This is a genomic window from Planctobacterium marinum (assembly GCF_020687805.1).
Lineage (GTDB): Bacteria > Pseudomonadota > Gammaproteobacteria > Enterobacterales > Alteromonadaceae > Planctobacterium > Planctobacterium marinum.
Genome location: NZ_JAJEWQ010000002.1, coordinates 714,843 through 734,950 on the forward strand (window position 1 = coordinate 714,843; position 20,108 = coordinate 734,950).

The following is a 20,108-nucleotide window of genomic DNA, read 5'->3' on the forward strand; positions in this document are numbered from 1 at the left end:
CTTATATGGTTGGTAAGAAACGGGTCGCATTTGCGGCCCTTTTTTGATTGCCAGCTTAAAACACAGTAGCCTACTGTAGCCGTATTTGATCAGGCTTATTTTGGGTGTCTCTGGGCGAAAACCTGTACTTCGGTACAGTTTTATTTTTGATTTCAGGCTGTAGGATATAGCTGTTCAGTAGTAATGCAGAGCAGCAGAAATTAACCACAAAAAAGCAATCTCACCGCTCACAGATGAAGATGTTGAAGCCATCAGTGCTGGAGTGGCTCCGGTGCCTGGCGCACTGATGTGGGGCTTTAGTTATATTGGTGCACTTCAGACTGCGGCTGATTTTGGTGCAGGTTTGGGCCGTGGCTTATACGATTCTATTCACAGACGTCAATAATTAGGGCGCGTCCTGATGGACGCTTTATTACACTATGAAAAACATAAAATTGTTCGGCAACATTATTGTTGGTTTTAATCTTGTTTATTGTTTCTTTATGGCTGCGTTTGATGCGCTAAATAACAACTTTTATATCTTCCTTTCTGATTATTTTATTGCGGCGGCACTGCTTGGTATTTTGGCGTTAAATTATGAGATATATGGGCTGGTAAAGAAGCAAAAATTGGCTGACGAAGAATAGCTACCGCCATTCTTCCGGTTGCGCTACAACTCTTCAATAAAATTAGCAGTGTCAGTGGCATAGAGACTCAACTGTTGTAAAAAACGTGGGGTTTGTAATACCAAAGCACTGCCACCGGTGCCAGCAGAACTTCCTGATTCCGCGGGTCAGTTGTATTTGCAGAACGATGAAATTATTGGGCCAGGGCCACCTACGGCTGGTTAAAATGGGGGGGTATGTACAGCATAACTTTTCCTACCACTGTGCATTTATCCACCTTGTGCAAATATCATAATCCCTCTATAACACAGCTATGGAGCAACTGGAATTTTTCGAGATCCCCAGCCCTTGTATTGGCGTGTGTCAGGTTAATAATAAGGGTTACTGCAAGGGCTGTTTTCGCAGCAGGGATGAGCGTGTCTATTGGCATCAGGTAGATAATGCTGTTAAGCAACAAATTATCGCCGCGTGTAAATTGCGTAAAAAACGCGTGATGTATCGACAAAATCAGGCGCAAAAAAATGCGCCTTCGGTTGCCAGCCAGTCATCTTTGTTTGATGCTGACGATGAAAAATAACCTCAGACTTAGTTAAATATTCCTATTCCCCTGATCACCTTCTACACTGTTAATTATGGTAATTAATGGACACACTGCATGATTCACCCTGAACTTAATCTGACACTGATCACCGGCGCTTCAGAAGGTATCGGCAAGTGTTTCGCTGAGGAGTTTGCGCGTCAGGGACATGATCTGGTGTTGGTTGCCCGGTCGGAAGATAAACTCAATCAACTGGCCGAAGTTTTACACCGGGAATATGCAGCCAAGATCACTGTGCTTGCCCAGGACCTTACCCAGCAGGATGCAGCTGTGTCATTAGCGCAACAGCTGGTGGATAAAGAATTGCAGGTGGATATTCTGATTAATAATGCCGGTCAGATGTATGTGGAAGACTTTTGCAACAGTGATCCTGACAAGATTGAACAGTTGCTGGCACTTAATATCAATGCGCTGGTTCGTCTGACTCGGCAGTTTCTGCCGCAGATGTTAGCCAGAGACAATGGTAAAATTGTCAATGTCGCGTCGATTGCCAGCTTTATGCCAACCCCAAAATTTGCCGTTTATGGTGCATCAAAAGCGTTTGTTTTGTCTTTCACCGAGGCGCTGAGTGAAGAAATTAAATACAGCCATGTCAGTACGCATTGTGTTTGTCCCGGGTTTACTAATACCAATATGATGCTGGCGGGCAACGGCCTGGAAAATGTCGTTCCGGGTTTTCTGAAGGTATCCCCGGAATCACTGGTGAAAGATGCCTATCAGGCTGTGATGAAAGGGGACACCATTTATGTGCATAAGTTTCACAACAAGGCGTTGGTGCAATGGTCCCGCTTGTATCCAAAGTGGTTTGTTCGCGGAGTGAGTGGCTTTTTCAGCCGGTTTTGAGCCAATATTAATGAGGTATTATGTTATAAAAGCTCGGAATGCTCCGCTGCTGGTAACAGCCTGGGGTGATAAATCGGGCTTTGATTGATCTGTTTTGCTGTCAGTTTTACCAGTACTTTTTGACTGGGCCAGTGAATGGTTTCCAGCGCTGTTGGTTTGAGCAAAATGGGGTTTTCATGGCCTAACAATTTGTTCATGACGATTGCCAGAAAAGCAATATCCCAGTTATTCGAATCGAGAACAAAATCTTTGATATGGCCATGCTTGTTATCATCAGACTGTAATTCGTAATCTTCTACAAAATTGGCTGAATGCACGTGGTTTTTTTCAGAGGCAGGCTCCTTCGGCGACCCCACCAGTTTTACCTGTTCCGGATGTACTCCGGTTAAATAGGTATCCAGAGGCTCCGGGCCCACATGCCAGGTGGCATATTCGAAATAGCACATGTAGGTTTTTTCATAGGCACGGGCAATGGGGTCGTTGCTGAGCAAAGACGGGCTGTCTTTAAGTTCCGGTTTGCTAAGTTGCAGTGAAATCTGCTTGCGACTGTTGTCGATTGCGTCAATCAGTCGCGTATGCACCAGTGCTTTTTTGCCGCCGGGCAACCACTTACGGGTGTCGATCAACATATAATGCACATTCCAACTTTCGTCGTTAAACAGAAAGTCTTTGCAGTAACCCAGCTCGGCATCACTACCGATAATCTTATATCCTTCAAGTGAATTCAGACTATGTAACATAGCACCCCCGCTTGAGATTCAGACAACTACCATTATAGGGTAAACCGTAGCATTATGGAGTACACTGCAGGGGATAAAAAGTCAATCTGCTGATCAGTCCTCCCGGCTATGATTATGCTGACTTACGATATCTCCTGCTAACCAACGCGGGGCCTCATTGGTATTCAGAGGTTGCCACTCTTGCAAACTTCGACAGCCTGCATTGGCGGCCAGTCGGTGAGCGATAAGCCATATGACGCCCGGATGGTGACCCAGCCCTAAATGACTTCCTTTGACCTCAATATTTTCAAAGTGCTTCTCGTGGCCGAGTTGCTGACATCCCTGCCAATGGCTTATGCCGTCAGAGCGGGAATAAATCGATGTGCAGGGAACCGGCGGCGCTTGTGCCAATTCGGGTGGAATGATGTAGTCATCCCCCATGCGTTTTTGATTGAATCGTTTAAAAATTCGTGATGCCATGGGAGCAGAGGCTTCTGGCGTATTAAACGGGCTGCCGAGACTGATCACCGAGGCCACCATATCAGGCATCAGCCGGGCAATTTCCCGGGCCAGAATACCCCCCAGGCTCCAGCCAATAAGGTGCACGGGTTGTTTTTCCTGTTCAACCAGGTTCAGTACGCGCTCTAACAGATCTTCCCGAATCATCTTCTCAGTTGGGACTATGTGCTGTCCGAGATTACGCCCCTGTTGCCAACCAAAGGCTCGGTAGCCTTTCATTTTCAGAAACTGGCGCAGTGCCAGTGTGGAGTTATCACCCGCCAAAAAGCCAGGCAAAACCATCACCGGATGTTTGCCGGAAGGCGCTCTGAGTAAGAAGGGCAATGCCAGGGTAGTCGCGGCAAATTCCAAAATGGTGCGGCTTTCCAGCAGAGTGTGTCTCAGCAATGGGGCTGTCATGAACTTTCGCCTCCCGGCCTGCCTATGTCATCTGCCTCATCGGTCGTGTTTTTCGCAATAGGCTCGCTGGCCGGTGTCTCTGAAAGCGCAACCAAAGCGGCGGCTTCCAGTTCATTAGCCGCTTCACGTACGTATCGCACAAACACATTCATATCCGGCATCAGGTTGGTGGCGGACGTGGCGCTGATTGAAATCGTACCGTTATAACTGAACACCGGCATAATTAACCCCATGCCATCAATAATGGGCGCGGTTCCCATGTTGACATGTAACTTGTGCCCGGCCATGTAAAGTGGAATTTGTGGACCGGGGACATTGGTAATGATCAGGTTAAAAATAGGATTGTGTTTTTTGGCGATATTGGCTCTGCTGTAGTAACGGGCCGCCACACCTGCAAGACCAAACGGGATGACTTCAGCAAAACCCATTAAACTCTCAGCGTCAATTGCTTCGTGGTACAACTTCCCGATAACCGTATTGATATGAATGGTTTCCAGCCGCTTTATCGGGTCAGCCTCGTTGGTGGCCAACTGGATATACATGGCAGTGACCTGGTTGCCCATATCTTCCTGCTGTTCATTGGAACGGGTGGAAACCGGCACCATGGCCACCAGTGGTTTTTCCGGTAGTTCGTTTTTTTCCAGCAGGTACCGGCGCAAACCACCGGCGCAGATCGCCAGCACCACGTCGTTCAGCGTGGCATCTTTTACAGCCTTTCTGATGGCTTTCACCCGCGTGAGATCCAAAATGGAAGAATCCCAAATGCGCTGAGGTCCTGCGATATCATTAAAGCGAGTGGGCGGAGCGGTGAAGGGCAATGTGGGCATGTCAATGCCATGTACTTTTGCGATATAACTGGTTTTTACTGTTGCTTTGCCGGTTTCCCACAACAGCCCTGGCAACCTTGTGGTTCTGGAGGCTAAATTAAACGCTCCCTGCGTCAACATACTGATTGTGCCTGGCAACTTCTCTTTTTTTCGTTCCCCGGGTTGTGGCACTTTTCGCGGCTTAGGCGAGACGTCAAATAACATACTCATCAGTTGTGCACCGGATTTTCCATCAAATGCGGAGTGATGAATTTTGGAAATTAAGGCTACGGAACCTTGTGGTACCTGAGGGATATTGTCTATCCCCTCGACAAACGTGAATTCCCATAAAGGGCGGTCGCGATCTAATTTTAAGGAAAACACCTTGGAGGCTAAATAGCGCAATTCAGACCAACCTCCGGGCCGGGGCAGGGCCGTGCGGTGAAGGTGCAAGTTAATATCGAAATCTTCATCATAACGCCAATGAGGGCGGTCTACATTTAATGGTGAGGTGATTAATTTTTCGGTTAATCGTGGCACACAATGAATGCGTTCCTCCAGAAATTGCTGGAAGCTGTCAAAACTAAGAGAGCCCTCTAATATGGCGACTCCGCCAATATGCATCGGGATTTTATTGGTTTCCAGAAACAGGAAGGAGGCGTCCAGACCAGATAAGGCTTGCATAATATTCCACATTTATCGACTCAGTTACTGTGAGTATAAGTAGGAACTGCACAGAAGTGAAACAACCGTTTGAATTTTTCAAATCCCCTTCTTTGCCAGGGCTGGGTGAAGCAGGATATGGGAGATAGCCCCTTCGATTTTTAGGCCTCACTGTGCGGTCACTGAGGTTTTGCCAGCGAATCACAAAGAGATGCCTCCGGGCATAGGGCCAGCCAAAGAGCAGAGTTTGACCAGGCGCCGTTATTCGCTTTGAGTTTTAAAAAACTGCCGGGTTAGTTCATCGGCAGGGAAAAACGTTTCTACTTTGAGTTCTGAAGCCGTGACGTCGAGTGCGGTACCAAAAGCAGATACCATGCTGAAGAGTTTAAGCTCCATGTTAGCGACCCGAATGTGCACAGAAAGCACTGGTGCAATGGTAGCTGCAATATCTGCACTGGAATAATGACAACTGCCTGCCAGGGTTTGCATTTCGTCAAACAAAGCGTTCAGAAATGAGTTGTCCGGGTCTGCGTTTACCTCTCGCTGCAATCGCAACAGCAACGGATTGGCGATTTCCTGCCAGTTACTGATGAAGGGACGAAACCCCTTGTCGGAAAAGGTCAGGCGGTAGATATTGAGCTTGTTTTCGGCAAACAAAGTGCTGTCCGGGGGGCCGATTAGGCCGAGCAATTTATTGGTGGCCTGGTTCGCCATGTGAAGGTTCCAGTTGCGGTCTACAACCAGCGCAGGAAAAGGCTCGTGATGCGCCAGCATCATATTGAGTGCGCTGTTGATACTGGTCATTGCTGCATCGTTCAAGGTTCTCTCATTGTAAATTGGCGAAAAACCGGCACTGATCAACAACTGATTGCGGTCTCTGAGTGGCATGTCCAGCGCATCTGCCAGTTGCAATATAGTGTCCTTGCCCGGTCGCGAACGTCCGGATTCCAGAAAACTGATATGCCGTTGTGAAATATTGGCTTCCAGTGACAAGGCCAGTTGCGATAGTTTTCTGTAGTTTCGCCATTTCTTTAAAACCGCTGAAAAAGGCGATATTGGTTGTTTGATTTCCATGATGACTTGTCGCTGTATAAAGGGCCTTAAGTACCTTCAAATTTAGCCTAATTTAATCACAGTACAATTACCTTTCAGGTAATTGCTGTCACGCCTTGTCTTCAGATAACGTAGCATCACAGTTCATTTGGAGAGTTACTATGAATTTACGTGTGGTGTTATTGTTTTTGACTTTGTTGATATTCGGTGGTTACAGCGTCTGGGTACTAACTCAGGAGGGATATATGGGGATCTGGCTTTCCGGATTTGCTTCGCCCGGCGCTTTACAAATTTTACTGGACCTGGTGGTTAGTTGTCTGGTGTTTAGTAGTTGGATGATTGCAGATGCAAAGTCCAGAGCGATGAATCCGGTGCCCTGGTTAATTGCCATTGCTGCCACGGGTTCGATTGCGATCCTGGTGTATCTGTTGTGTCGGGAGTGGGATAAAAAGCCAGAAGTACAACGGGTTTAAGCCGGTTGTGCTCAGTGAAGATTGCTGTGAGGTTTGATCAGGTTCAGAATTTGGTCCTTGATAAAATAGTTAATACTTTCGTGTTGTTCAACATAATCAAGAATGGCCATGGCGGAGCGTGGTGACGCCTCATAACCCTGTGCAAATCCCGCAACGATATCGGCCAGTTGCGGGAAATTTTGCTCAAAACTCTGGTGTTCAATGTGCAAACTGACGGATTCAGAGCCCTGTTTTTGTTCCCAGTTCTCTACCAGGGTGAGCAGCCTGGAAAGCGCATGATGCTGGATCAGATAAAATGCCGACAACTTATCGCCCTCGTTGTAACGTCTTAAGCCGATTAACAAATTGGTCAGCAGTTCACCCAGCAGCCATTGCGGATCGCGGTATTCTTCGATGGTATCCGGACTGTGTCGGGTGCTTTGCGGCACCGCAACGTCGAAAATCTCGGAATCCATCGTGCTGTGTAACCAGGCGATACTGTTGTTTTTGATTTCGCGGGGTTCTAATTCCTGTTTTTCAACAATGGTCAGATCGCAAAATATACCGTCCGAAAACAAAAAGCGAAAATGCCCGGGGCTTCTCCTGAACTCGAAAGCAATGTGTTGAATGTCAGAAAGCCAACGAATATCGTCTAAAAACAACTGCTTACAACCAGGCTCAACTAATACTGTTAGCCCGATATCACAGTCGCTCTCGCGCAAAGAGTGAAGCTTGTCACTTTTGTTGGGAAGTAGCATCGCCAGGGCATGATTTTGCGCCGCGATGACGAATCGGATTTGTTCCAACCTCTGCAAGATCAATTCATTTTTAGTCATGAAGTTTAGATTATTGTCGCCGGGTGAATGTGGTTTGATTGTTTTGCGTTGTTTAAGTTGTATCCTGGAAGTTGGTAGGGTGACAACGTTTCGCATACGTATTCATTACAAATATTTAACAGAAGTTGCGCATTAAATTTACGGTTTTTACATGAATTGCCATTTCTGATTGATACCTGCGGGAAAATTTTTTATTGTGTCGGGCAAACTGAGTTAAGGAACTGAAAGGATTGAAAAAACTTATTGTGGCGGTTATTTGCGCAGCGTTACTTGGCGGCTGTGCAGTCAGGGATGCGGATAGTCAAAATGCGCTTAAAAACAGGGTACCTGAGATTGTTGTTCCAAACCAGGTTGGGCCATTGCAACAGTATGATGAACAGCAACTTTTCCAACTGACTGATACACAAATTGCAGAGTTTCGCGCCTGGTATGATGCGCCCCATCGCGCTGATATAGAGCCACATGAACGCTTGTACAATTACCTGGAGAGCTATACCTACGGATTTGATTACCGGGGCAACACTTACACTGCATCTGAAGCAATGACGGAAAAAGCCGGCAACTGTTTGTCACTGGCGATGATGACAACGGCTTTGGCCCGGGTGGCCGGCATTGAAACGGGCTTTCAGATGGTGAATGCAACGCCGGTGTTTAAGCAAAAAAACAACGTACTGTTGCTCTCATATCATGTACGCACCTATTTGTACGACCCAAATTGGCAACCTAAGCAAGGTGTGCTTACGTTAATACGGCCCAGACTTGTCGTGGACTATTTTCCCAATCGTTATGATGTACCAGGAGACGCGGTCAGCGAGGCGCTATTTATGAGCATGTATTACCGCAACCTCGCTGCTGATGCGTTATTGGAAAACGATACCCGTAATGCCTTTTGGTTAACCCGAAAGGCCCTTGAGCTGGCACCAGAAGATGCGGAAAACATTAATCTGATGGCCATCATTTATCGGCGCCTGGCAATGCCAGAATTATCTGAGCAGTATTACCAGTATGGTATGGCAGTGGCACAGAACAACACCAATATGTTGAGCAACTATGCAATTTTACTGGAGTCTCAAAACCGAACCCGTGATGCAGAAAAAATCAGGCAGCGATTGTTGGATTTTCCCGATAATAATCCCTATGCCTGGATAAAGTTAGGGCATGAAGCGTATCAGGAAGAGAATCATTCGCGTGCTATTAATTATTATAAAAAGGCCATGGCCCTGGCTCCTTACCTGGATGAAATATATTTTGGTCTGGCTAAGAGCTTATATCGACGTGGTGAATATGCTAAAGCAGCTCAAGCCATGCGCGTGGCCGCTGAGAAATCCTGGGAACAATCTGAGCGAAATCTGTACTACGCCAAATTGTCAGCCCTGCAGGCGCGGCGATTTGACCCTGAAAAGGAATAATAGCAATGGAATACAACACACCATTGTTGTGTTGTATTCCAGACATTAATGAAATTTCAGTATTATATAACTGATGTTTATGGCGGCTATTCCGCAGAAAATACGTCTCTGGTTTTCCTTTATTGTCTGGATTCTTTATACTAGGCTTCTTTCTTATCCTGTTATGAAATGATTGCTTATTCACACGCTGAATTGCGTTGCTTGAAAATAAGCGTAACGTGAATGATTATCATTGCAATTTGCACATCTGTGCGAAACATTTTATGAGGAGCTTGTTGTGTTAGAAGCATATCGCAAACATGTCGAGGAACGCGCTGCGGAAGGCGTCCCCCCTAAACCACTAAACCCTGAGCAAGTCGCTGCTTTAGTTGAATTACTAAAATCACCTCCAGCCGGAGAAGAGGACTTTCTGTTAGAGTTATTGTCAGAGCGAGTACCTCCCGGTGTAGACGAAGCTGCTTATGTCAAAGCGGGCTTTTTATCTGCCATTGTGAAAGAAGAAACCAGTTCGCCGATTATCTCCAAAGAGGCTGCGGTGCAATTGTTGGGTAACATGCACGGCGGTTACAACATAGCAACCTTGGTTGAGTTGCTGGACGACTCAGACCTGGCAGAACTGGCTGCCGAAGAATTGAAACACACGTTGCTCATGTTCGATGCCTTTCACGATGTTGAAGACAAAATGAAAGCGGGCAACGCGTTTGCCAAAGACGTTATTGAGTCCTGGGCGGAAGGTGAATGGTTTACTGCGCGTGACGAAGTCCCGGAAAAAATCACCATGACGGTCTTTAAAGTCACCGGTGAAACCAACACTGATGATCTATCCCCGGCACCGGACGCCTGGTCACGTCCGGATATTCCGTTGCATGCGCGAGCAATGTATAAGATGACGCGAGATGGCATAGAGCCGGAAGTACATGGCGAAACTGGCCCCCTGCAACAAATTGAAGATGTAAAAGCCAAAGGCCATCCGGTGGCGTTTGTCGGTGATGTGGTCGGTACCGGTTCTTCCCGTAAATCAGCCACAAACTCGGTGTTGTGGTACTTTGGTGAAGATTTACCCGGCGTACCCAATAAGCGCGGTGGTGGCGTTTGTATCGGGGGCAAAGTGGCACCTATCTTCTTTAATACCATGGAAGATGCCGGTGCATTAGTGTTTGAAACCGATGTTGATAAACTGGAAATGGGCGATGTTATTGATATCTTCCCTCTGGACGGCAAAATTCAGAACGCCGAAACCGGCGAACTCTTGTCAGAGTTTGGCTACAAATCAAAAGTCATCCTGGATGAAGTGCGTGCCGGTGGTCGTATCAATCTCATCATCGGTCGTGGTCTGACCGAGAAAGCGCGCGAATCACTGGGGCTGGAATCCTCTGATTTGTTCCGTAAACCTGAACAACCCAAAGATACGGGTAAGGGCTTCACGCTGGCGCAGAAGATGGTCGGTAAAGCCTGTGGCGTTGAAGGTATCCGTCCCGGCACCTATTGCGAACCTAAGATGACAACCGTGGGTTCACAGGACACAACCGGTCCTATGACTCGTGACGAACTAAAAGATCTGGCCTGCCTTGGATTTACTGCGGATTTAACGATGCAGTCTTTCTGTCATACGGCAGCTTATCCCAAACCTGTCGATATCGATACTCAGCACACGCTACCTGATTTCATTATGAACCGCGGTGGTGTTTCGCTGCGCCCTGGCGACGGTATCATCCATAGTTGGTTAAACCGTATGTTACTGCCGGACACAGTGGGTACAGGCGGTGACTCACACACCCGTTTTCCTCTGGGGATTTCCTTTCCGGCGGGTTCCGGTCTGGTGGCTTTTGCAGCAGCAACCGGGGTCATGCCGCTGGATATGCCACAATCGGTATTGGTGCGCTTTAAAGGCAAGATGCAACCTGGTATTACATTGCGTGATCTGGTGCATGCCATTCCGTTATACGCCATCAAACAAGGGTTATTAACGGTTGAGAAAAAAGGTAAGAAGAACATCTTCTCCGGTAACATTTTGGAAATTGAAGGTCTGGAAGATTTAACCGTCGAACAGGCGTTTGAGCTATCTGACGCCTCAGCCGAACGGTCAGCATCAGGCTGTACCATTAAGTTGTCGGAAGAATCCATCAGCGAATATCTGCGCTCCAACATTACCATGTTGCGCTGGATGATCAACGAAGGATACGGTGATCCCAGGACCCTCGAGCGCCGGGCGCAGAAGATGGAAGAGTGGTTGGCGGAGCCACAACTGATGCGGGCTGACGATGATGCAGAATATCTGGAAACCATCGATATTGATCTGAGCGAGATTAAGGAGCCTATCGTTTGCTGCCCGAATGATCCCGATGATGCGAAAACCCTGTCAGATGTGGCGGGTGACAAAGTGGATGAAGTGTTTATCGGTTCATGTATGACCAATATCGGTCATTTCCGTGCCGCCGGTAAATTGTTGGACCAAAACAAAGCGCCTTTATCTACCCGTTTGTGGATATCACCACCAACGAAAATGGATAAGGCACAGCTAATGGAAGAAGGCTATTACAATATTTATGGCCGAGCGGGAGTTCGCACTGAAATGCCTGGCTGCTCACTGTGTATGGGGAACCAGGCACGAGTTGAAGCCGGAGCGACCGTTTTGTCCACGTCTACCCGTAACTTCCCCAACCGTCTGGGGGACGGCGCTAATGTTTATCTGACGTCCGCTGAGTTGGCCGCCGTGGGAGCAATTATTGGTAAAATTCCGACTGCTGCGGAGTATATGGAATACGCTAACAAAATCGAATCCATGAGCGCTGACGTGTTCCGTTACCTGAACTTTGATCAAATGCCTGACTTTAAAGCGGCAGAAGAAAAAGCGAAGAAAAACATTATTCCAACGCTGAATTTGTCCTGATAAGTTGCGTTGCTCATTTGTAACCGAACCGGGCCTTGTAGCCCGGTTTTTTTATCCCAGATAGTTCTGCATGGTTTCATACTGCAATGGGGTGTGATGTTGGGCGCTGTCGTCCTGCAGCGCGATTAAACCAGAATAAGCCATTAGAAATGGGGCGGGCCCCATTGATATACGGGCAATGCTTGCCTGGCGGGCCTGCTTCATGTCGTCCTGCTGGGTCACCATCAGATTGAGAGGCAATTGTATCTGTTGTGCTATTGTGCGCGCGATCTGCAAATTGCTCAGACCGGGTACAAACAGTCCATTGGCGCCGGCAGCACGATACAGATGAGCCCGGCGAAGGGTTTCTTCGCTCATGAGAGTTTCGTTGCTGGCGTTATGCAAAAAAACATCGGTACGGGCGTTGATAAACAGCTGACTGGTCATGGCGTTGATTGCTGAAATTTTATCACTGAGTCCCTCAGCCGGTTGCAGACCATCTTCCAGATTAATTCCCACAACGCCCATGTCTGTCAATGTACTACACAGTGTGGCCACTGTTTCAGGGACATCGCTGTAGCCGTTTTCAATATCAATGGTAACAGGCAGCTCAGTGACTCTGATAATTCGCTCTATCGCTGCCAGCAACTGCTCCTGTGGCATCTGGTAGCCATCGGCATACCCCAATGACCAGGCGATGGCCGCACTGCTGGTGGCAATGGCTTTGGCTCCCATTTTCGACAATATTCTGGCTCCGGCAGCATCCCAAATATTGACTAATTGCAGCGGCGCATTGTGGTCGTGTAAAGCACAAAATTTAGCGTAATTTTTGGTATTCATGATTATCTTCTCGTTGATTTACTGGTCGTCATATTGCCCGAAACGTGGGTTTGCATAGCGCTAAAACCGGAACTCAACGTCGATTACCTTTGAACACAATTCTAAACAATTATGGCGAGTCTTGGGTGCGCTCAATTGTTCATAATTTTACCAGTGTTGTGGATTCAGGAAGACAAAATGAAAAATGTAGGTGGTCAGCTAGTGACAGTTTCGGTGGTATTGAGTCTTATTATCTTCAGTACCGCCTCAACAGCGCAAATTCAGACGTCTCAGGAGTTAAAACCGGCGCCTGTCAGACAGGCTCATATTTCCCAGGATGTTGATGTGCGTGCAGTTGAGAGACGCATGGAAGCCAGTTTTTTACGCGCTAACAGCGCATTGCAGGACCGTTACCTGGTGGAATTCTATGAAGCGCCCCTGGCAAAGCAAGTTTCCCTGGGGAATAGCCATGCCAAAGGAAATCGATTGGCGAGCAAAAATGCACAGGATGTGGCTCTGAAAAGTCGTATTGAGACACAGCTTAAAGCCAATGTTAAGCGCCTCAAATCGGAGATTGCCGGGCTTCAGGTTCACGCTACTCACAGTATTTTATTCAATGGCGTCCAGGTGAGTGCAAATCATGCAGCACTAAAACAACTGAAATCCCATGCACAGGTGAAAGCGGTATATCCGGTGCGGTTGCGCTATGTCGATTTAGATGCCAGCCACCAGATAACACAAACCGCGTCAGCATGGCAGCTGTTGGGTGGTCAGGCGGAGGCCGGTAAGGGCATTAAAGTAGCGGTTATTGATACCGGGATCCGCCCGGAAAACCCGATGTTTGACGATGCCGGTTTTGACCCCCTGGAACTACCTGACAACAGCCATATTGTCACCAATCCAGATTATTGCCGCTCGGTAAACGGTGACGCCGGGTTTTGTAATAACAAGCTTATCGCTGCTCGTTATATTGATCCGGCGGTACATGGTATGAGTGTCTATGCCGGTGAATATCGCTCACCTAAAGGCTTTGATGGTCACGGCACCCATGTGGCCGGTATTGCTGTGGGGAATCCGCTGAACATTACTTATAACCAGGCAAACCTGGACATTTCCGGTGTGGCGCCAGGTGCTTATCTGATGGTGTATAAGGCACTATACATGAGTGATATGGGACTGGCTTATGGTACCGACACTATGCTGCTGGAAGCACTGGAAACCGCGGTACTGGATGGCGCGGATATCATTAATAATTCATGGGGTGCAGGCAGTGGTGAGGACCCGGCGGCTTCGATTTACAATCAGGCTTTTGCGAATGCCGAGGCTGCCGGTATTGTTGTGGTTAATGCGGCCGGCAACACCGCTCATCCTGGAGCCACAATAAATTGTCCGGCGTGTATCGAGTCAGGAATTGCCGTGGCAAACACCACCCACGGTCGGTTTATCGGGCATCCTCTCAGCGTTAATGGCAAGCAATTCCTGGCGTACCAGGGGAATAATCAACAAATTGAGCAAGCCATTACGTTAACCTTAAAATCCTTAAACAGCATTAGCCCACTGGACGATAGCGGTTGTGGAGCAATGGACACGGATTATTTTTCCGGTGCTATTGTGCTGGTGGATTATCGCCCGTTTTGTTCGCTGGAAGAGGTGGCTGACAATATCAAAAATGGCGGCGGTGAAGCGGTACTCATATATCAGGGCGGTGCCTTTGGTATGGGTACCTACGAACCGTTTGTGCCGTACGAGGGGGCCTACAGTATCCCGCTTTTTGGTGTTTCGCGTGAAAATGGCTTAACTCTGGTGGATGATGCCTATGCAGGAGACTACCGCCTAACGATTAGCCATCAGTCGGAGCAGGGCGTAGAAGTGCAATATGTGGATATTGTAAACCCGTTTAGTTCCACTGGCCCAAACAACAACCCATCGGTACTTAAACCGGATATGGCTGCGCCTGGGACCAATGTATTGTCTGCTTATTCGCCTGACGAATTTGTGTTTGACCCATTTCCCGACGGGCCAGGTGGCCTGACAACTGCCGTGTCAGGCGATAGCACCGAAGACGATGTGGTCTTTGCAATGTTGACCGGCACCAGTATGGCATCGCCTCAGGTTGCCGGGGCGGCCGCCTTGTTAAAGCAGCAATATCCTCAGTGGACACCGCAGCAGATAAAATCCGCTTTGATGTCCACTTCAGAGACAGATATAAAATTGGGAATAGATCCGGCCAATGCATTTCATCAGGGGGCGGGCCGCCTCAATACTCTGGCGGCGCTAAATGCCAGGCTGCGATTGGCAGCCCCTTCCTGGTCTTCGCCTTCCTGTATCGGCCAGTGTAGTCATCAAAACACCCTGTATAACGAAACATCTCAAACACAGCAGTGGCATCTGAGTGTGGCATTTTTTGATGGTGAAACGACTGGAACGGTTACGCCGGAGGTTATCGAGTTAGCGCCAGAAGGTGAAGACGCCGACCATGCCAACATCGCCCTGAATGTCGATGCTACCAGAGCCAATCCCGAGCATATCCTGTTTGATAAATGGGTATTTGGCCGCCTGACCGCCACCAACAGTCAGGGAGATGTGCAGCACATGCCGCTGGTGATCTATGCAAACGATACCAGTGATGAAGGCAGTTTGCTGGTAAGTTACGATGGCACTGAATTGCAGTCTGCTGACCCCGTTAGTTTTACCACGCGACTGCGCAACATTGGGACTACTGAGCAGGCTTCTGCGCAGCTTATTGCACCAGACAACGCGCAATTTGTGGCGGGTTCCGAGGAGGTAACCGTCACCAATGCCATAACTGCTGAATTTGTATTGTCAGATGATAATCAGACTCTCAACTGGCAGGGGCAATTGATGGCTGGCAGCATGTCGCTGGCCCCGCAGGGATTGTGGGATGATTTCTTGTTGTCTGATGCTCAGGTAGCGCCATTACCTTGTTCAAATGGGTGCAATGGTTTTAGCCTGGTGTTGGATTTTGATTTTCAGTTTAATGGCGAAAACTACCAGACTGTTACCGTCACTGATAATGGCTTTGCTGTGCCAGGCGCGAGCAATATCAGCTATTTCAGCGCGTTGTTTAATCAGCAATTTCCGCAAGCTGATAACCTAAATAATGTAATAGCACCATTCTGGACAGAGTTTGACCTCATCGACCCCAGTGAACAAAGTGACACAGGCGGTGGCCATATGCGCGCCGCGATTCGGGTGATAGATGACCTGAACTACCTGGTCGTTGAATGGGATAATGTGCAACCCTTTAACCTGAATGAAATACCTGAAGGGGAAGGCGACAATCCGGAACAACCACAGACTGATCGCTCAGGCTTTACATTTCAACTTATTATTCAGGAAAACACCGACAACATCTGGTTCAATTACCTCAATATTCCCTATCAACCAGCGTTTGTTTCTGTCGGCGCGGAAAATCGGGATGGCACCATTGGTGTGACGCAGTTTTATTACGACGAACTCAACCCGGCTACAGGCCAGTTACCTCAATCGGGTTCGGCACTTAAACTGTTAGCCGTGGAAGAAGGTAAGGTCACGCTGGAGGCACAATTGCAACTGACAGGAGAGCTGGATTATGGTGTTGCTGATACACTGACAGTGACCGAAGACTCAGCGATGACCCTGGACGTACTGGACAACGACCAAACCCGCACGGCGGTGACCTTAACATCGCAGATGAACCTCGATATCGAATACAAAGCGATTGCCACGGCTTTTGTTGAAGCTTCAGGAGGACTGGATGCTGCTTCGCTGGAGCTGGTAACGCAGCCAGCGAACGGCACGGTAGAGCTGGTTGCGGGGCAGTTTCGCTATACGCCTGCTGCTGATTTTAGTGGAAACGACCAGTTTACCTACAAGGTGGCTGATGGCAGCGGAAAGTATGCGCGTGCTACACCTGTATCCGTTTCGGTAACGCCGGTGAATGACGCGCCAACCTTGCAGGCATTCTCCAGCATCACGGTTGAGGAAGGGCAGTCTGTGGTGATTACTCCGCAAGCCAGCGATCCTGACAGTGATGAGCTGACGTTTCAGGTAGAGCAAACCGCCGGTGTGGTGGTTGCTGTCAACGCTGATGAGCAACAGCTTCGTTTCACGGCACCGCAGGTTTCCGAAAAAACACAGTTGTCATTTCGAATTCAGGCCAGTGATAACCAGCTTTACAGTGAAGCGCAAACCCTTACCGTAACGGTACTTAATCGCAGTCAATCCAGTGGTGGAAGTATGTACCCGTTATTAGCACTACTGTGTATCGCATTGTTGCTGAGGCTGTTTTATCACAACCTCAACGCCTTATATCGCTGTTCAAAGTAAACCGGGAAGTGTTAAGGGCTGCCAATTAAAAGTGCGCAGCCTTTTTACATTGCAAAAATGCTGACACAGGCATAGCCTAGAAACAGTATTAATCACTTCTGGTACCGTTGTGAGCACAGTTATTTATGGCGCAGGTTCGATTGGCTGCTATATCGGGGCTATTTTACATCTTCAGCATGTCGATGTGACTTTGCTGGGACGGCAACGTATCAAAGATGAAATCCAGCAGGCAGGCGGCATCACCCTGAGCGATTATGAAGGCCGACATGACCGGGTCACAGATGTGCCCTTTGAAACTTCCCCGCAGGTGTTGCAACAAGCCGATATCATTCTGGTTACCCTGAAATGTACAGCCATTGAATCGGCCATTGCTGAGATGCAACAACATGCTAATCCCGGTGCATTGATATTGTGTATGCAAAATGGGGTGGGGGCCGTGGAACAGGTAAAGCGGGCGATGCCGGATTTTAAAGTCTTTGCCGGGATCACGCCGTTTAATGTTGTGCAATCCGCCGGCGCGCGTTTTCATCGCGCTACGGAGGGCGGTCTCCATTTGCCTATCAGAGCCCCATTGATGGCGTTGCAAAGCGCATGGCAGGAATATGGCCTGGGTTGCGAATTGAATGAAAATCTGGAGGGGATTGTGTGGGGCAAGTTACTCCTGAATCTCAATAATGCCATCAATGCGTTGTCGGATATTCCCTTGAAATCTCAATTGCAACAGCGAGATTACCGACGGGTTTTGGCACAGTGTCAGACAGAGCTATTGCAATACTGCCGGACAAAAAACATTAAACTGGCGAAACTTACCGCCGTGGCCCCGGACTGGATCCCCTTTATACTTAGGTTGCCTGACTGGCTGTTTACGCTGATTGCGCAGAAAATGTTGGCTATCGATCCGCAGGCGCGTTCTTCAATGTGGGAGGATGTGAGCAGTGGCAGAAAAACTGAAATAGACTATTTAAACGGAGCTGTGGCAAAGCTTGCCGAATCGGTTAACCAGGCCGCACCGGCAAATACCGCAATTTATCATCTGATTAAAGAGGTCGAATCAGGAATGCTTAAGCCAGGCATTCCCGCCAAAATGTTACTGAACAAGGTGCAAAGCGAATCATCGGAAAACGCAAAATGACACAATCTAAATTTGTCCATGGGGTGGTTATGCAGGGACATCAAATTGCTTCAGGGATGGCCAAAGACAGTCCTTATCCGGGCGGAAGTGTGTCCCTGCAAATGCCCTTTTTTAAGGCGTTGGGATTAGATCTCACGGGTTATTTTCCCGGCACATTAAACATTTCAGTGGCACCGGCTCAGTTTAGAATGCTCAATCCCGCTTATTGCTTTGAAAAAGTGGCCTGGATAGCGGGCTTCAACGCTGAAACCTTTTCTTTTGCTGAGTGTACGGTTTGGTTTTCAGGTAAAGCCTATCAGGGATTTGTTTACTACCCTCACCCGGAAACCAAAACCCAACATTTTCACGATGCCTCTTTGCTGGAAGTCATTTGCCAGCCCATTAAGGGCGTCCATTATGGCAACAAGGTACGACTGGAGTATTTGCCAGAGCAAATCAGCCTGAGTTGACCCCGGGCCGCCAGATTGTCCTTTTGTTTTAGTTAAAGAGACAGTAAAGTGCGAGAAAAAATGGATGTTATTATGCGACAAAATCAATTTTTTACATGGCTGATATGGGTAAGTCTGGCATTGTTTGGCAGCGTCCAGGCTCAAGAGTTAACTCCTCAGGAACAGGAATTTAAACAGGCTTCAATTGCGATTAACGGTAAACATTTGCAGGTTGAATATGCTGACACCTGGGAGCTTCGTGCCCAGGGGCTGATGTTCCGCACCGAACTTTGCAAAGATTGTGGCATGTTGTTCCGGTTTGACCGCGAACGCCTGATATCCATGTGGATGAAGAACACTCTAATCCCCTTGGATGTGGCGTTTTTTAAAAGTGACGGTGAAATCGTAGATATAAAACAAATGCAGCCTCTGGATCTGACTTCGGTACCCAGCTCTGCGCCCGTCTTGTACGCTCTGGAAATGAATGTAGATTGGTTTTCTCAAAATGGCATAAATGAAGGGGATCGCATTACTATCTTGCAGACCGGTGCGAAAAAAGCGCTGTCGCAATAGGGATAATTGCGCCATTTGCGATTTTACAAAAGCCTGGTAGGCTTAAATTTAAATAATAGTCGGGAACATATTATGCGAATTTTAGGTGTAGATGTCGGGGGCTCCGGGATTAAAGGCGCGATAGTCGATACCGCCACCGGAGAGATGTTGACTGAGCGTCACCGAATCCCCACTCCACAACCGGCCACCCCCCAGGCTGTTGCTGATACAATCAAGCAGTTAGTGACGCACTTCCAGTGGAAGGGGCCAATTGGATGCGGTTTTCCTGCCGCCATTCAGCACGGTGTCGCAAAAACCGCGGCGAATGTCGATGATGCCTTCATCGATACCCACATTGAAAAGCTGTTTGCTGCAACAACCGGTTGTGATGTCTACTGTGTTAATGATGCAGATGCCGCGGGTATGGCAGAGTTTAAATTGGGTAAGGGCCAGGAGCACAAACAAGGGATAGTGATCTTTGTGGCGGTTGGCACGGGCCTGGGGACCGCAGTATTTACCAACGGTGAGTTGCTGCCCAATACCGAACTGGGGCATATCTACCTGGATAATGGCCATGAGGCCGAGCGTTACGCCGCCGATTCAGCACGGAAACGCGAGGATTTGAAATGGAAACAGTGGGCCCCCAGATTCAACCATTATTTAACTACGATGGAAGCGCTTTTCTGGCCAGACTTAATCATTCTGGGTGGTGGTGCCAGTAAAAAAATGGAAAAATTCGAGTCTTTGTTAACGCTTAAGACACCCGTAGTGGCTGCCACATTACTCAACGAAGCCGGGATAATTGGCGCCGCGGTTTACGCTGAAACTGAACGCAAACGGCAACAAGCCATCGCCCGTAAAATCAGGCTGGCCACCCGCCATAATGCACTGTAAGCAAAATAACTAAAAGACAATTTAGCGCAGAATATGTTTAGTCCATGTGTCCGTACAATGAGTGTGATATTGCTGCTTGCCTCCTTTTTAGGCCAGTTGCAGGCAGCTGTGACAATCACCCCCTGTGGTACGTCGCATGAGTCAGCAGTGAGCCAGAAGACCCATTTAGCATCATCGGGCAAC

General features: G+C 48.2%; 17 protein-coding genes. 11 read left to right on the plus strand and 6 right to left on the minus strand.

Annotated features, from left to right (window positions below):
• Positions 1-419 precede the first annotated feature (419 nt).
• From LJ740_RS08520 to LJ740_RS08530, 3 genes are all read left to right on the plus strand, one after another.
• Positions 420-626 (plus strand): hypothetical protein, encoded by a 207-nt coding sequence (locus LJ740_RS08520; RefSeq protein WP_229528648.1) that lies wholly within the window; start codon positions 420-422, stop codon positions 624-626.
• Between the two features lie 292 nt (positions 627-918).
• On the plus strand, positions 919-1,182 hold the full coding sequence (locus LJ740_RS08525; RefSeq protein ID WP_229528649.1) for a DUF1289 domain-containing protein: 264 nt from the start codon (positions 919-921) through the stop codon (positions 1,180-1,182).
• A gap of 78 nt (positions 1,183-1,260) precedes the next feature.
• Positions 1,261-2,046, plus strand: a complete 786-nt coding sequence (locus tag LJ740_RS08530; protein WP_229528650.1) for an SDR family NAD(P)-dependent oxidoreductase — start codon at positions 1,261-1,263, stop codon at positions 2,044-2,046.
• Between the two features lie 23 nt (positions 2,047-2,069).
• On the opposite strand, the gene LJ740_RS08535 is transcribed toward LJ740_RS08530, so the two are convergent.
• The 4 genes from LJ740_RS08535 to LJ740_RS08550 all read right to left on the minus strand — a co-directional run bounded on the left by LJ740_RS08535 (position 2,070) and on the right by LJ740_RS08550 (position 6,226).
• Positions 2,070-2,786, minus strand: a complete 717-nt coding sequence (locus LJ740_RS08535) for a hypothetical protein (protein WP_229528651.1) — start codon at positions 2,784-2,786, stop codon at positions 2,070-2,072.
• Between the two features lie 93 nt (positions 2,787-2,879).
• A complete protein-coding gene (locus tag LJ740_RS08540; protein WP_229528652.1) occupies positions 2,880-3,683 on the minus strand; it encodes an esterase/lipase family protein in 804 nt (267 codons plus the stop codon).
• Positions 3,680-5,173: a WS/DGAT/MGAT family O-acyltransferase gene (locus LJ740_RS08545; protein WP_229528653.1), complete on the minus strand. Its 1,494-nt coding sequence runs from the start codon at positions 5,171-5,173 to the stop codon at positions 3,680-3,682. Before LJ740_RS08545 ends, LJ740_RS08540 begins: the two co-directional genes overlap by 4 nt.
• A gap of 240 nt (positions 5,174-5,413) precedes the next feature.
• The gene (locus LJ740_RS08550; RefSeq protein WP_229528654.1) at positions 5,414-6,226 is read right to left on the minus strand and encodes a helix-turn-helix domain-containing protein; all 813 of its coding nucleotides are present in this window, start codon (positions 6,224-6,226) and stop codon (positions 5,414-5,416) included.
• A gap of 140 nt (positions 6,227-6,366) precedes the next feature.
• Here LJ740_RS08550 and LJ740_RS08555 point away from each other — a divergent pair, with 140 nt between their 5' ends.
• Positions 6,367-6,678: a hypothetical protein gene (locus LJ740_RS08555; RefSeq protein WP_229528655.1), complete on the plus strand. Its 312-nt coding sequence runs from the start codon at positions 6,367-6,369 to the stop codon at positions 6,676-6,678.
• Between the two features lie 11 nt (positions 6,679-6,689).
• Here the strand turns inward: LJ740_RS08555 and LJ740_RS08560 are convergent, their stop codons facing one another.
• The gene (locus LJ740_RS08560; RefSeq protein WP_229528656.1) at positions 6,690-7,589 is read right to left on the minus strand and encodes a hypothetical protein; all 900 of its coding nucleotides are present in this window, start codon (positions 7,587-7,589) and stop codon (positions 6,690-6,692) included.
• 134 nt (positions 7,590-7,723) lie between these two features.
• Between LJ740_RS08560 and LJ740_RS08565 the strand changes: the two genes are divergently transcribed.
• On the plus strand, positions 7,724-8,902 hold the full coding sequence (locus LJ740_RS08565) for a tetratricopeptide repeat protein (protein WP_229528657.1): 1,179 nt from the start codon (positions 7,724-7,726) through the stop codon (positions 8,900-8,902).
• Between the two features lie 277 nt (positions 8,903-9,179).
• Positions 9,180-11,792 carry a bifunctional aconitate hydratase 2/2-methylisocitrate dehydratase gene (acnB, locus tag LJ740_RS08570; protein WP_229528658.1) on the plus strand — a complete coding sequence of 871 codons (2,613 nt, stop codon included), beginning with the start codon at positions 9,180-9,182 and terminating at the stop codon, positions 11,790-11,792.
• Positions 11,793-11,843: 51 nt separating this feature from the next.
• Here the strand turns inward: acnB and LJ740_RS08575 are convergent, their stop codons facing one another.
• Positions 11,844-12,611, minus strand: a complete 768-nt coding sequence (locus tag LJ740_RS08575) for an isocitrate lyase/PEP mutase family protein (RefSeq protein ID WP_229528659.1) — start codon at positions 12,609-12,611, stop codon at positions 11,844-11,846.
• Positions 12,612-12,788: 177 nt separating this feature from the next.
• Here LJ740_RS08575 and LJ740_RS08580 point away from each other — a divergent pair, with 177 nt between their 5' ends.
• The 5 genes from LJ740_RS08580 to ppgK all read left to right on the plus strand — a co-directional run bounded on the left by LJ740_RS08580 (position 12,789) and on the right by ppgK (position 19,925).
• The gene (locus LJ740_RS08580; protein ID WP_229528660.1) at positions 12,789-16,919 is read left to right on the plus strand and encodes a S8 family serine peptidase; all 4,131 of its coding nucleotides are present in this window, start codon (positions 12,789-12,791) and stop codon (positions 16,917-16,919) included.
• A gap of 109 nt (positions 16,920-17,028) precedes the next feature.
• Positions 17,029-18,051: a 2-dehydropantoate 2-reductase gene (locus LJ740_RS08585; protein ID WP_229528661.1), complete on the plus strand. Its 1,023-nt coding sequence runs from the start codon at positions 17,029-17,031 to the stop codon at positions 18,049-18,051.
• A complete protein-coding gene (locus LJ740_RS08590) occupies positions 18,048-18,500 on the plus strand; it encodes a hypothetical protein (protein ID WP_229528662.1) in 453 nt (150 codons plus the stop codon). Before LJ740_RS08585 ends, LJ740_RS08590 begins: the two co-directional genes overlap by 4 nt.
• 72 nt (positions 18,501-18,572) lie before the next feature.
• A complete protein-coding gene (locus tag LJ740_RS08595; protein ID WP_229528663.1) occupies positions 18,573-19,052 on the plus strand; it encodes a DUF192 domain-containing protein in 480 nt (159 codons plus the stop codon).
• A 72-nt stretch (positions 19,053-19,124) separates the two neighbouring features.
• Positions 19,125-19,925: a polyphosphate--glucose phosphotransferase gene (gene ppgK / locus LJ740_RS08600; protein WP_229528664.1), complete on the plus strand. Its 801-nt coding sequence runs from the start codon at positions 19,125-19,127 to the stop codon at positions 19,923-19,925.
• Positions 19,926-20,108 lie beyond the last annotated feature (183 nt).